At 54.5% G+C, this 12,832-nt stretch carries 11 protein-coding genes; 7 read left to right on the forward strand and 4 right to left on the reverse strand.

Annotated features, from left to right (window positions below; all coding sequences use genetic code 11):
- Positions 1-2 precede the first annotated feature (2 nt).
- The 7 genes from ribF to rihC all read left to right on the forward strand — a co-directional run bounded on the left by ribF (position 3) and on the right by rihC (position 8,215).
- On the forward strand, positions 3-941 hold the full coding sequence (gene ribF / locus ACLJRS_RS16260; protein ID WP_000767311.1) for a bifunctional riboflavin kinase/FAD synthetase: 939 nt from the start codon (positions 3-5) through the stop codon (positions 939-941).
- A gap of 44 nt (positions 942-985) precedes the next feature.
- Entirely contained in the window at positions 986-3,820 is a 2,835-nt protein-coding gene (ileS, locus tag ACLJRS_RS16265) for an isoleucine--tRNA ligase (RefSeq protein WP_001670710.1), read from the forward strand.
- Complete coding sequence (lspA, locus tag ACLJRS_RS16270; protein WP_000042739.1) at positions 3,820-4,320, forward strand: signal peptidase II; 501 nt, start codon at positions 3,820-3,822, stop codon at positions 4,318-4,320. Before ileS ends, lspA begins: the two co-directional genes overlap by 1 nt.
- Positions 4,321-4,474: 154 nt before the next feature.
- Positions 4,475-4,924: an FKBP-type peptidyl-prolyl cis-trans isomerase gene (gene fkpB / locus ACLJRS_RS16275; protein WP_000047269.1), complete on the forward strand. Its 450-nt coding sequence runs from the start codon at positions 4,475-4,477 to the stop codon at positions 4,922-4,924.
- A gap of 2 nt (positions 4,925-4,926) precedes the next feature.
- Positions 4,927-5,877: a 4-hydroxy-3-methylbut-2-enyl diphosphate reductase gene (ispH, locus tag ACLJRS_RS16280; protein WP_001166422.1), complete on the forward strand. Its 951-nt coding sequence runs from the start codon at positions 4,927-4,929 to the stop codon at positions 5,875-5,877.
- A gap of 199 nt (positions 5,878-6,076) precedes the next feature.
- Positions 6,077-7,279, forward strand: a complete 1,203-nt coding sequence (locus ACLJRS_RS16285) for an XAC2610-related protein (protein ID WP_000516324.1) — start codon at positions 6,077-6,079, stop codon at positions 7,277-7,279.
- Between the two features lie 15 nt (positions 7,280-7,294).
- The gene (gene rihC / locus ACLJRS_RS16290) at positions 7,295-8,215 is read left to right on the forward strand and encodes a ribonucleoside hydrolase RihC (protein WP_000127283.1); all 921 of its coding nucleotides are present in this window, start codon (positions 7,295-7,297) and stop codon (positions 8,213-8,215) included.
- Between the two features lie 21 nt (positions 8,216-8,236).
- On the opposite strand, the gene ACLJRS_RS16295 is transcribed toward rihC, so the two are convergent.
- The 4 genes from ACLJRS_RS16295 to ACLJRS_RS16310 all read right to left on the reverse strand — a co-directional run.
- The gene (locus tag ACLJRS_RS16295) at positions 8,237-8,923 is read right to left on the reverse strand and encodes a response regulator (RefSeq protein WP_000377407.1); all 687 of its coding nucleotides are present in this window, start codon (positions 8,921-8,923) and stop codon (positions 8,237-8,239) included.
- Between the two features lies 1 nt (position 8,924).
- Positions 8,925-10,544 carry a sensor histidine kinase gene (locus ACLJRS_RS16300; protein WP_001670823.1) on the reverse strand — a complete coding sequence of 540 codons (1,620 nt, stop codon included), beginning with the start codon at positions 10,542-10,544 and terminating at the stop codon, positions 8,925-8,927.
- 134 nt (positions 10,545-10,678) lie between these two features.
- Positions 10,679-11,980, reverse strand: a complete 1,302-nt coding sequence (locus tag ACLJRS_RS16305) for an oxalacetate decarboxylase subunit beta (protein WP_000444845.1) — start codon at positions 11,978-11,980, stop codon at positions 10,679-10,681.
- Positions 11,981-11,992: 12 nt separating this feature from the next.
- The coding region (locus ACLJRS_RS16310; RefSeq protein WP_020978976.1) for a biotin/lipoyl-containing protein at positions 11,993-12,832 on the reverse strand (840 nt) is incomplete at its 5' end.

A 12,832-nucleotide genomic window follows, 5' to 3' on the forward strand; every position in this document is an offset into this window, starting at 1 on the left:
ACATGAAGCTGATACGCGGCATACATAATCTCAGTCAGGCCCCTCATGGGTGTGTGCTGACCATTGGTAATTTCGACGGCGTACATCGGGGGCATCGCGCTCTACTGCAGGGTTTGCAGGAAGAAGGACGCAGACGCGGTCTGCCGGTGGTGGTCATGATTTTCGAACCGCAGCCGCTGGAGCTGTTCGCGACGGATAAAGCGCCCGCTCGCCTGACGCGCCTGCGTGAAAAACTGCATTACCTTGCGCAGTGCGGCGTGGACTATGTGCTGTGCGTGAAATTCGATCGCCGCTTTGCCGCTTTGACGGCGCAAACGTTTATCAGCGAACTGCTGGTGGAGCGACTTGGCGTGCAATTTCTTGCCGTCGGCGATGATTTCCGCTTTGGTGCTAGCCGCGCGGGCGATTTCTTGTTATTACAGAAGGCGGGGGCGGAGTATGGTTTTGCGGTTTCCAGCACCCAAACCTTTTGTGAAGGCGGCGTGCGTATCAGTAGTACCGCAGTGAGACAGGCGCTGGCGGAAGATAACCTGGCGCTTGCCGAAAGTCTGCTGGGACATCCCTTTACTATTTCCGGGCGTGTCGTTCATGGCGACGAGCTGGGACGTACCATTGGCTTCCCGACGGCGAACTTACCGCTGCGCCGTCAGGTCTCCCCGGTCAAAGGGGTCTATGCGGTGGAAGTCACCGGGCTTGGCGATAAGCCGTTACCCGGCGTAGCGAACATTGGCACTCGTCCAACGGTGGCTGGCGTGCGTCAACAACTGGAAGTGCATCTGCTGGACGTTGTAATGGACCTCTACGGTCGCCATATAGATGTAATACTGCGTAAAAAGATACGTAATGAGCAGCGATTTGCGTCGCTTGATGAGCTAAAAGCGCAAATCGCACGCGATGAGTTAACGGCCCGCAAGTTTTTTGGGCTAGCCGGGCAGGTGTAACCCTGACGGTGTTTATCAAACCGAAATACGGAACCGAGAATCTGATGAGTGACTATAAATCGACCCTGAATTTGCCGGAAACAGGGTTCCCGATGCGCGGCGACCTCGCCAAGCGTGAACCGGGAATGCTGGCGCGTTGGACCGATGATGATCTGTACGGCATCATTCGTGCGGCCAAAAAAGGCAAAAAAACCTTCATTCTGCATGATGGCCCTCCATATGCGAATGGCAGCATTCATATTGGTCACTCAGTTAACAAGATTCTGAAAGACATTATCGTGAAGTCCAAAGGACTGTCGGGATTTGACTCGCCTTACGTGCCGGGCTGGGACTGTCACGGTCTGCCTATCGAGTTGAAAGTCGAGCAGGAGTTCGGTAAGCCGGGCGAGAAATTCACTGCCGCTGAATTCCGCGCCAAGTGCCGCGAATATGCCGCTACGCAGGTTGACGGCCAGCGTAAAGACTTCATTCGTCTGGGCGTGTTGGGCGACTGGTCGCATCCGTACCTGACCATGGACTTCAAAACCGAAGCCAACATCATCCGCGCGCTGGGCAGAATTATCAAAAACGGTCATCTGCACAAAGGCGCTAAGCCGGTGCACTGGTGCGTTGACTGCCGTTCCGCGCTGGCGGAAGCGGAAGTTGAATATTACGACAAAACGTCACCGTCTATCGACGTGGCGTTCCGCGCCGTCGATCAGGATGCGGTGAAAGCGAAGTTCGGTCTGCCGGGCGTGAGCGGCCCTGTGTCGCTGGTTATCTGGACCACCACGCCGTGGACACTACCGGCTAACCGCGCCATCTCCCTGGCGCCGGACTTTGATTATGCGCTGGTGCAGATTGACGGCCAGGCGGTGATTCTGGCGAAAGATCTGGTTGAAAGCGTCATGCAGCGTATTGGCGCGGCTGAATACACCATTCTCGGCACCGTTAAAGGCGCGGAGCTGGAACTGCTGCGCTTTACCCATCCGTTTATGGGCTTTGACGTGCCGGCGATCCTCGGCGATCACGTCACCCTGGACGCCGGTACCGGCGCGGTACATACCGCCCCTGGCCACGGCCCGGATGACTATGTGATTGGTCAGAAATACGGTCTGGAAACCGCTAACCCGGTTGGCCCGGACGGCACTTACCTGCCAGGCACATATCCAACGCTTGACGGTGTTAACGTCTTCAAGGCGAACGATATCGTTATTGAACTGCTGAAAGAAAAAGGCGCGCTACTGCATGTCGAAAAAATGCAGCACAGCTATCCGTGCTGTTGGCGTCACAAAACGCCGATCATTTTCCGCGCGACCCCGCAGTGGTTCGTCAGCATGGATAAAGAAGGGCTTCGTCAACAGTCCCTGAAAGAGATCAAAGGCGTTCAGTGGATCCCGGACTGGGGTCAGGCGCGTATTGAATCAATGGTCGCTAACCGTCCTGACTGGTGTATCTCACGTCAGCGTACCTGGGGCGTACCGATGTCGCTGTTCGTGCATAAAGAAACGCAGGAGCTGCTGCCGATTGAGCGTACTCTGGCGGCGATGGAAGAGGTGGCGAAACGCGTCGAAGTTGACGGTATCCAGGCGTGGTGGGATCTCGACCCGAAAGAGATCCTCGGCGAAGATGCCGATCAATACGAGAAAGTTCCGGATACGTTGGACGTTTGGTTTGATTCCGGTTCCACCAGTTACTCCGTGGTTGATGCACGTCCGGAATTCGCCGGTCATGCGGCCGATATGTATCTGGAAGGCTCTGACCAGCATCGCGGCTGGTTTATGTCCTCCCTGATGATTAGCGTGGCGATGAAAGGCAAAGCGCCATACCGCCAGGTACTGACTCACGGCTTCACCGTCGATGGTCAGGGGCGCAAGATGTCCAAATCCATCGGTAACACCGTGTCGCCGCAGGATGTGATGAATAAACTGGGCGCGGATATCCTGCGTCTGTGGGTGGCGTCTACTGACTATACCGGCGAAATGGCGGTCTCTGACGAAATCCTGAAACGCGCTGCCGACAGCTATCGTCGTATCCGTAATACCGCGCGCTTCCTGCTGGCGAACCTCAATGGCTTCAATCCGGCCACCGATATGGTCAAACCGGAAGAGATGGTGGTGCTGGACAGGTGGGCGGTGGGCTGCGCGAAAACGGCGCAGCAAGAGATTCTGAAGGCATACGAAGCTTACGACTTCCATGAAGTGGTACAGCGCCTGATGCGCTTCTGCTCCGTTGAAATGGGGTCGTTCTACCTCGACATCATTAAAGACCGCCAGTACACCGCGAAGGCCGATAGCGTCGCGCGTCGTAGCTGCCAGACTGCGCTGTATCATATCGCAGAGGCGCTGGTTCGCTGGATGGCGCCGATCATGTCCTTCACGGCTGATGAAATCTGGGGCTACCTGCCGGGCGAGCGTGAAAAATATGTCTTCACCGGCGAATGGTACGACGGGTTGTTTGGCCTGGAAGAGAATGAAGAATTTAATGACGCATTCTGGGACGATGTCCGCTATATCAAGGACCAGGTCAACAAAGAGCTGGAAAATCAGAAAGCCAATGGCATCAAATCGAACCTGGAAGCAAAAGTGACGCTGAAATATGCTGACGATGCTAACGGTACGATCAAGAAGCTGAAACTGTTGGGTGAAGAGGTCAGATTTATCTTCATTACTTCCCAGTTCGTGATTTCTGAGCAAGCGGGGGGTATTGATGATGAAAATATTCAGTACAATGCTGGTAATACGACAGTTCAGGCAGTGGTAACGCGTGCCGAGGGTGATAAGTGTCCGCGCTGCTGGCACTACACTACTGATGTCGGCAAGGTGGCGGAACATGCAGATATCTGCGGACGCTGTGTCAGCAACATCGCCGGTAATGGCGAACAACGTAAATTTGCCTGATGAGTAAACCACTCTGTTCAACAGGACTACGCTGGCTATGGCTGGTAGTAGTCGTGCTGATTATCGATTTGGGCAGCAAATACCTGATCCTCCAGAATTTCGCTCTGGGGGATACGGTAGGGCTGTTCCCGTCGCTTAATCTGCATTATGCGCGTAACTACGGCGCGGCTTTTAGCTTCCTGGCGGATAGCGGCGGCTGGCAGCGCTGGTTCTTTGCCGGGATTGCGATAGGGATCTGCGTAATTCTTTTGGTGATGATGTATCGCTCGAAAGCGACGCAGAAGCTGAATAACATCGCTTATGCGTTAATCATCGGCGGCGCGCTGGGTAACCTGTTCGACCGCCTGTGGCACGGCTTTGTTGTCGATATGATCGATTTTTACGTCGGCAACTGGCATTTCGCGACGTTCAACCTTGCCGATAGCGCGATCTGTATCGGCGCGGCGCTGATAGTACTGGAAGGCTTTTTGCCGAAGCCGACAGCGAAAGAACAGGCATAAGCGTAAATACCGGGTGGCGCTTATCCGGTTTTGTAGGTCTGATAAGCGCAGCGCCATCAGGCAAACGTGGTGCCGGATGGCGGTGAAAACGCCTTATCCGGCCTACGGTTTTATCGTCCTTTGTGCCTCCGGGCAAAACACGTGAGCAATTTGCATGTCTAAATCCGTACAGAGCAACAGCGCGATCCTCGTTCACTTCACCCTGAAACTGGATGATGGCTCAACGGCGGAATCTACCCGCAATAACGGCAAGCCAGCCCTGTTCCGTCTTGGCGATACCTCGCTTTCCGAAGGTCTGGAGCAGCAGCTTCTGGGGTTGAAAGAAGGGGAAAAGAAAGCGTTTTCGCTGGAGCCTGACGCCGCGTTTGGCGTCCCCAGTCCGGACTTGATCCAGTATTTCTCGCGCCGTGAGTTTATGGCGGCGGGCGAACCGGAAGTCGGGGCGATTATGCTTTTTACCGCAATGGATGGCAGCGAAATGCCTGGCGTGATTCGCGAAATCAACGGCGACTCGATTACCGTTGATTTTAACCATCCGCTGGCCGGGCATACCGTTCACTTTGATATTGAAGTGCTGGAAATCGATCCGGCGCTGGAGGCATAAACATGCAGATCCTGTTGGCCAACCCACGCGGTTTTTGCGCCGGGGTAGACCGCGCTATCAGCATTGTTGAAAATGCGCTCGCTATTTACGGCGCGCCAATTTACGTTCGGCACGAAGTCGTGCATAACCGCTATGTAGTGGACAGCCTGCGCAAGCGCGGGGCGATCTTTATAGAGCAAATTAGCGAAGTGCCGGATGGCGCCATTCTGATCTTCTCCGCTCATGGGGTTTCCCAGGCGGTGCGTAACGAGGCGAAAAGCCGCGATCTTACCGTTTTTGACGCCACCTGCCCGCTGGTGACGAAAGTCCATATGGAAGTGGCGCGCGCCAGCCGTCGCGGTGAAGAATCTATTCTCATCGGCCACGCCGGGCACCCGGAAGTGGAAGGCACCATGGGTCAGTACAGCAACCCGGAAGGGGGGATGTACCTGGTGGAGTCGCCAGAGGACGTCTGGACGCTGAATGTCAAAAATGAAGGCAAGCTCTCCTTCATGACGCAAACCACGCTTTCCGTGGACGATACGTCCGATGTGATTGATGCGCTGCGTAAACGCTTTCCGAAAATCGTCGGCCCGCGCAAAGACGATATTTGCTATGCCACTACTAATCGTCAGGAAGCGGTGCGGGCGCTGGCGGAGCAGGCTGACGTGGTGCTGGTGGTTGGCTCGAAAAACTCTTCTAACTCTAACCGATTGGCGGAACTGGCCCAACGGATGGGAAGAACCGCGTTTCTTATCGACGATGCGGCGGATATCCAGGAGGCGTGGGTGAAAGAAGCCGCCTGCGTCGGCGTCACTGCTGGCGCTTCCGCGCCGGATATTCTGGTGCAGAATGTTATTGCGCGTCTGCGCGAGTTTGGCGGCGGCGAAGCCGTCACGCTTGAGGGGCGCGAAGAAAATATTGTTTTCGAAGTGCCGAAAGAGCTGCGTGTGGATGTTCGTGAGGTCGAATAAGATTTCATAATTCAGAAATCTGCCTGATGACGCTACGTTGACCAGATCTTAAGAATTTCTTTTGATATTCAATGTGCGACAGGAAAAATAAGGCGTAGTCGTCATCCGTTGCTAATGCCCCACCTTTTTGCTATTCATCTGAAAAACCAGCACAATCGTTGCTGGTTTTTTGGTTGTAATGCCTACAGGGATAAGGGAAATGGGCAAAATAAAATATGGATTGCCAACGTTACTCGCCATCGGCTTTTGGATGGACGCAACAAGCGCCACGGTGCTGGAGCTACCTGCCTGGGAGCGAAACTATACCGGGACTATCGCGGGGAAACCGGTAAACGTTAATATCACGCGATTTGGTAACTCTCTTAATGGGTATTACTGCTATGAACCTTGCAATCAGCACAAGGCAGTGATTGTTCTACGCGGCTCACTCCAGGATAAAGAGGTGCATCTTGAAGAACGCGTAAAGGCGCTTTCGGGTTACTGGAATGCGGAAATCTCCAGCAGTGAGATTAAAGGCGAATGGACGTCCGCAGATAAAAAACGACATTTTCCTGTTGCCCTTATCTATTACAAACCTAAAAACTCCCCTGATATTGTGCTGGTCACGAACACGAATGATGCAGGGGGTTACGACCCTTCCAAAGAGATTGATTGCGGCAATACGCCGGCCATTTCGGCGATAAAATTATACCGTGATGGTAAACTCATACAGACCTTAGATACCGCCTCGGTGGGCACTTGTAGCCCGTTTATGCCTCAATGGGGGGATGTCAATTTTGATGGCTACCCGGATCTATCGATTGTAACAGAGTTACTTGCTGGGCCGGATGCTCCAGTACAAACATGGCTCTATGACCCCGCCAAACAGCGTTATGTTGATGCGCCAGCGTCTTATCAGGAAATCACTTCACCAGAGATCGATGCTGAACATAAACAGATTGTCAGCTATTGGCGCGGCGGTTGCTGCAGCCATGGCGTCAATGTGTATCGCTGGAAAGGAAAAACGATTGAACTGATCGAGCGCGGTGAAAGCTACTTTCAGCCTGTGATAAGTAAAGGCAAAATGTATAACTGCTACATGACACCTTCCTACGCTGATGGGCGTATTATTTATCCGCTAGTACGTAAAAATGGTCATTTGACGCCGCCTCTTAGCCTTGATGGGACGTGTCAATCTTTTTGGCTAACCGGTAATGTTCGTACCGTGATCCAGGCAGAAAAACCCGGCGCTGAGCCCGAATCGCTTGAGATTCAGTGGCAGGAAAACAAAGCATCGCCAGGGCGTTTTTGCCCATTAGTTCCGTTTGTCGAAGGTGATAAGCTAAGTCCGCGTCTGGTGACGGATGACGATGTGCCTGATGCCTGTATCAGTCGCGCTGAGTATGAAGATATAAAACAATAGGTCAGGAGAGCATTAATGACAGCATCCCTACACATTATTCTTGATACCGATCCGGGCATTGATGACGCGGCTGCGATTGCCGCTGCGCTGTTCGCCCCCCAGCTTGATCTGCAACTAATAACCACCGTCGCAGGTAATGTTTCCGTTGAAAAAACGACCCGTAATGCGTTGCAGCTTCTGCATTTCTGGAACAGCGATATCCCACTTGCCCAGGGGGCCGCGACACCGCTGCTGCGTCCGTTACGCGATGCGGCATACGTCCACGGCGAATCCGGTATGGAAGGCTATGATTTTGTCGACCATCAGCGCCAACCGTTGGCGAAGCCAGCGTTTATCGCTATCCGGGATGTGCTGATGAACGCCCCGGAGCCCATGACATTAGTGGCGATTGGGCCATTGACCAATATTGCGTTGCTACTGATGCACTATCCGGAGTGTGCGTGTAACATTCGCCGTCTGGTGTTGATGGGCGGTTCCGCAGGGCGCGGCAATTTTACGCCTAATGCTGAATTTAACATTGCTGTCGATCCGGAGGCCGCGGCGCTGGTGTTCCGCAGCGGTCTGGAGATTGTGATGTGTGGGCTTGATGTCACGAATCAGGCAATGCTCTCGCCAGATTTTCTGAATAAACTGCCTGCGCTGAATCGCACCGGTAAGATGTTGCACAGCCTGTTCAACCATTATCGCAGCGGTAGTATGCGCACTGGCGTCCGGATGCACGATCTCTGCGCTATCGCCTGGCTGGTGCGTCCGGAGCTTTTTACCCTGCAATCCTGTTTTGTGGCCGTAGAAACGCAGGGGCAATATACCGCCGGTACCACGGTGGTGGATATTGAAGGGCGTCTGGGGCAGCCCGCCAACGCGCAGGTGGCGCTGGCGCTGGATGTGGACGGTTTTCGTCAGTGGGTGGCTGAGGTGTTTGCCTATGCGCCGTAATTACATGTTGGCGCCATAATCTCATACTTTGCCGCGATAGAGTCTCTCCGGCCTGCCCACTTTCCCGTAGCTGATCTCCGCTTCGAGAAAGTTATTTTTCACGCCTTGTTCCAGATAGCGTCGGGCAGTGGTTTTACTGCTGCCCAGAATTTGCGCCAGAGTGTCTGCTGTATGTATTGCCTGCGGGTCGGTGAATATTTGTCGTACCCGGTTGAAGGTGTTTTCATCAATTCCCCGCAGTCCGCTATTCGGTTCTGCGGTTTGTTCTTTGGCCTGGATATTAAATAAGGCATCAACGTGCGTCTGGTTTGCCTGCTCACTGGAACGTAACGAACTGCGGTAACGGGTGAACCGCTCCAGGGTATGCTGCAGGCGCTGATAATGTACCGGCTTAATCAGATAATCGAATACGCCCATGCGTAAGGCATCGCTGATGGTATCCATATGATTGTCGGCGGTAATGAAAATAATTCGCCCTGTGTAGTTGGTGCTGATGGTATGACGAATTAAATCGATCCCTTTGCCATCGGGTAAAAAATTATCCAATAGAATTAACTGTGGTTGATAGAGGCGTATTTGCTTCTTCGCACTTTCCAGTTTGTCTGCGATGCCGACGATTGAAAACTGGGGAAAAATCTTGATGGTGTCCACCAGGATTTCCGCTAGCATCGGTTCGTCTTCAACGATGAGTGTCGTAATGCTATCCATGTTATTCTTCTCTGGTAAAAGGGATATAGAGGGTAAAAATGGTGCCAAAAGGATTATTGTTATCGACGATAATGTCACCATTGGCCTGCTTGACGTAGCTGTGCACCAACCATAATCCAATTCCGTGATCGCCGTTGTTGTGGGTGGTCACTCCACGCTCGAAAATATGCTGGCGGATATTTTCGTCAATACCACATCCCTGATCGGCAACTTCAATAATGACTTCATTACCTTCGCTGTTGATCAGGCACTCAATCTGTCGCGAGCCTTCGCGATTGAGCAGGGTGGCGTTATAGGCGTTGTCCAATAAATTGCCAACAATCGAAATCCATTCATTATGCGAGAGCGATGACGGCAGGTGTTCAACAAAGCTTGAAGGATCGAAAATCAGCTCCAGCCCCAGCTCTTTTGCCCGATAATATTTACCGATTAATAGCCCCGCAAGGTGGTGGTCGCGGAAATTATGGGAAATAAAATCGAGTACTTTCTGGTGGCTTTCCGACTGCTGCTGAATCAGCGCCAGCGCATTATCGTAGCGCTTCAGGAACAGCAGTCCGGCAATGGTGGAAATAAGGTTGCGATGCTCATGCTGCACGGCGCGCAGGTTATCGGCGTATTGCCGCACCTGACTTAACTGCAGGCTGAGTGTATTGATATCGTCTTTGTTGCGAAAGCTAATAACCCAGCCCTGAGGCTGGTTGTCAATAATGACCGCCATGCGACTGGCGATGACTTTCATTTGGTTAAAGGTGACGATCTCATCTTTTTTGTTTTTTTGCGGCGCATCGTAAAAGAAGGCCTCCGGCAACACGACATGGTGGATTGCATAGCCAATGAGTTCAGACTCCGGTTGGCTCAGATTCAGTAAGCGGCGAGCCGTTTGGTTAATGGCGGTAATACGGTGATGGGAGTCAATGGCGATCAACCCTTCAAATACCGACTCAAATAACACGCTTTGCTGAATTAATAGTTGTGAAAGCTGCTGCGGCTCCATGTTAAGCATCTGCTTTTTAATATGCAGCGAGAAGCGGCGGGCACAGTACAACAGTACCAGCAGCAGTAACGCCATCGGGAACAGCAACGAGCTGATTTGTAAGTTAAGCCAGCTCTCCAACTGTTCCAGAGTATAGCCGACGGAAACAATACCGATGACTTTACCGGTACTGTCCTGAATCGGGGATTTACCACGTAGGGAAGAGCCTAATGAACCTTTGCGCACCGATACGTAGCTTTTAGCGTTATACAGCGCGTCGTCGCTATCGCCGCCCTCCATATATTTGCCGATCTCATCCGGGTTGACGTGATACAGTCGCTGACCTTTTTCGTTGCCAACGGTAATGTAAGTCGCATCCGAAAACGAGCGCATTGGGTCAATCAACGCTTTGATGCGTGACAAATCATGCGCTTCTACGGCTTCAACTAATTCTGGCATAGCGGATATTTGCATTGCCTGAATAAGCGCACGTTGGCCCACCTGATAATGCAGGCGTTCTTTCGTGATATCGGTCAGATACCAGGTGATTGCCAGCATCACGATGGTGGATGTAAACAGGATCAGTAGAAATATCCGGTTTTGAAACGAGTGTCTGGCAAACCAGCGTGTAATTTCCCGTATAAACATATTGGTATTTAAATATTTAATTACGGTATTTTCTTGCATTCGGCATCACCGGAACCTGAACCAGTTCATACTTACTTTTCTTTCAGAAAAAATTTGGATGAAAATGGGATACGACATGCGTATCCCATCCACTATTACATCGCCAGCACGTATTTCAGCATCACGCCCGCGGCAATGGCCGAGCCAATCACCCCCGCCACGTTCGGGCCCATCGCGTGCATCAGCAGGAAGTTCTGCGGGTCTGATTCCAGCCCCACTTTGTTCGATACGCGGGCCGCCATCGGCACCGCCGAGACCCCCGCCGAACCGATAAGCGGGTTGATTTTGTTCTTACTGCACAGGTTCAGCAGCTTCGCCATCAGCACCCCGGCCGCCGTCCCGATACCAAACGCAATCACCCCCAGCAGCAGAATGCCCAGCGTCTGCGGTTGCAGGAACTTATCCGCCACCAGCTTCGCGCCCACCGACAGCCCGAGGAAAATGGTGACGATATTAATCAGCCCGTTCTGTACCGTGTCGCTCAGACGCTCCACCACGCCGCTTTCGCGCATCAGGTTGCCAAAACAGAACATCCCCAGCAGCGGCGCCGCGTCCGGCAGCAGCAGGGCCACCAGCATGAGCAGCACCACCGGGAAGAGGATTTTTTCCCGCTTACTCACCGTGCGCAGCTGCACCATGCGGATTTTCCGCTCCGTCTCGCTGGTCAGCGCCTTCATAATCGGCGGCTGGATTAACGGCACCAGCGCCATATACGAGTACGCCGCCACCGCGATGGCCCCCAGCAGCTCCGGCGCCAGCTTGCCCGACAGGTAAATCGCCGTCGGGCCGTCCGCGCCGCCGATAATGCCGATGGCCGCCGCCTGCGGCAGGGTGAAGCTGATAAGGCCGAAGTAGTTCAGCGTCAGCGCCCCGAGCACCGTGGCGAAGATACCGAACTGCGCCGCCGCCCCCAGCAGCAGGGTGCGCGGGTTGGCCAGCAGCGGGCCGAAGTCGGTCATCGCGCCGACGCCCATGAAGATGACCAGCGGCGCGACACCGGAACCAATCGCCACTTTGTAGAACAGCGCCAGTACGCCAGGCGTGTAGCCCATGTCCACCGCCAGATTTTCCATCTGGTTCTGGACGGAGGGCAGCGCCAGCGCTAACGCCTCTTTAATGGCATGCACGTCCGGCGCGCAGTTCAGCTTCGCGGCAATCACCGCCAGTTGCCCGGCGTCGTGGTGCGCCAGCAGGCTTTCCAGCGCGGTCAGCGCCATACCCGCTTCCGGGATGTTGGAGAGCAGCCCGCCGAAGCCAATTGGCAGCAGCAGTAACGGCTCGAACTTCTTCGCAATCGCCAGCCACAGCAGCAGCAGGCTCACCAGCAGCATGATGGCCTGGCCTGCGCCAAGGTGCATCAGCCCCATGCCCTGAAGCAGGGCGTTCAGACTTTCCATTTCAGTTCTCCGTTACGCCAGCGTCATCAGGGTGTCGCCGACGGAGACCGCGTCCCCGGACTTCACCGCGATACCGCGTACCGTCCCGGCCTGCGCGGCGCGGATTTCGGTTTCCATCTTCATGGCTTCCAGAATCAGCAGCACGTCGCCTTCGGCCACCGTCTGGCCCTCGGTGGCAATCACCTTCCAGATATTCCCCGCCAGCGGCGCGGTGACCGGGGTGCCGGCGCCTGCCGGGGCGGCAGCCTGAACCGGTGCGGAAGAGGCCGCCGGAACAGCCGCAGTGAGCTGGCTGATATCGCCGCCGTCGCTGACCTTCACCACAAAGGCTTTGCCTTCCACTTCCACGGTGTAGATACCGGAGGCGGCAGGCTTCTCTGCTTTTGCCACCGGCTGCGCGGCTTCCGCCTGCGGCAGTGGCTCAAACGCCGCCGGGTTATTGCGGTTCTCAAGGAATTTGAGGCCGATTTGCGGGAACAGCGCCACGGTGAGCACGTCGTCGATGGCGTTTCCCGCCAGAGTAATCCCCTTCTCCTGCGCCTGGCGCCTGACGTCCGCTTCCAGTTCAGCCAGTTCCGGTTTGAGTAAATCCGCCGGACGGCAGGTCACCGGGGCGCCCCCTTCCAGCACGCGGGCCTGTAACGCGGCGTTCACCGGCACCGGGGTGTGGCCGTATTCGCCTTTCAGAATGCCCGCCGTTTCTTTGGCAATGGTTTTGTAGCGCTCGCCGGTCAGGACGTTGAGCACCGCCTGGGTGCCGACAATCTGCGAGGTTGGGGTCACCAGCGGGATAAAGCCGAGGTCCTCGCGCACGCGGGGGATTTCCGCCAGCACCTGGTCGAGTTTGTCCGC

Origin of the sequence: Salmonella sp. SAL00670, assembly GCF_046552235.1 — a bacterium.
Classification (GTDB): domain Bacteria; phylum Pseudomonadota; class Gammaproteobacteria; order Enterobacterales; family Enterobacteriaceae; genus Salmonella; species Salmonella enterica.

Excerpts from the sequence above, each read along its gene's own strand:
- ribF (WP_000767311.1), top strand. The coding sequence starts at position 3 with ATGAAGCTGATACGCGGCATACATAATCTCAGTCAGGCCCCTCATGGG.
- ileS (WP_001670710.1), top strand. The coding sequence starts at position 986 with ATGAGTGACTATAAATCGACCCTGAATTTGCCGGAAACAGGGTTCCCG.
- lspA (WP_000042739.1), top strand. The coding sequence starts at position 3,820 with ATGAGTAAACCACTCTGTTCAACAGGACTACGCTGGCTATGGCTGGTA.
- fkpB (WP_000047269.1), top strand. The coding sequence starts at position 4,475 with ATGTCTAAATCCGTACAGAGCAACAGCGCGATCCTCGTTCACTTCACC.
- ispH (WP_001166422.1), top strand. The coding sequence starts at position 4,927 with ATGCAGATCCTGTTGGCCAACCCACGCGGTTTTTGCGCCGGGGTAGAC.
- ACLJRS_RS16285 (WP_000516324.1), top strand. The coding sequence starts at position 6,077 with ATGGGCAAAATAAAATATGGATTGCCAACGTTACTCGCCATCGGCTTT.
- rihC (WP_000127283.1), top strand. The coding sequence starts at position 7,295 with ATGACAGCATCCCTACACATTATTCTTGATACCGATCCGGGCATTGAT.
- ACLJRS_RS16295 (WP_000377407.1), bottom strand. The coding sequence starts at position 8,923 with ATGGATAGCATTACGACACTCATCGTTGAAGACGAACCGATGCTAGCG.
- ACLJRS_RS16300 (WP_001670823.1), bottom strand. The coding sequence starts at position 10,544 with ATGTTTATACGGGAAATTACACGCTGGTTTGCCAGACACTCGTTTCAA.
- ACLJRS_RS16305 (WP_000444845.1), bottom strand. The coding sequence starts at position 11,980 with ATGGAAAGTCTGAACGCCCTGCTTCAGGGCATGGGGCTGATGCACCTT.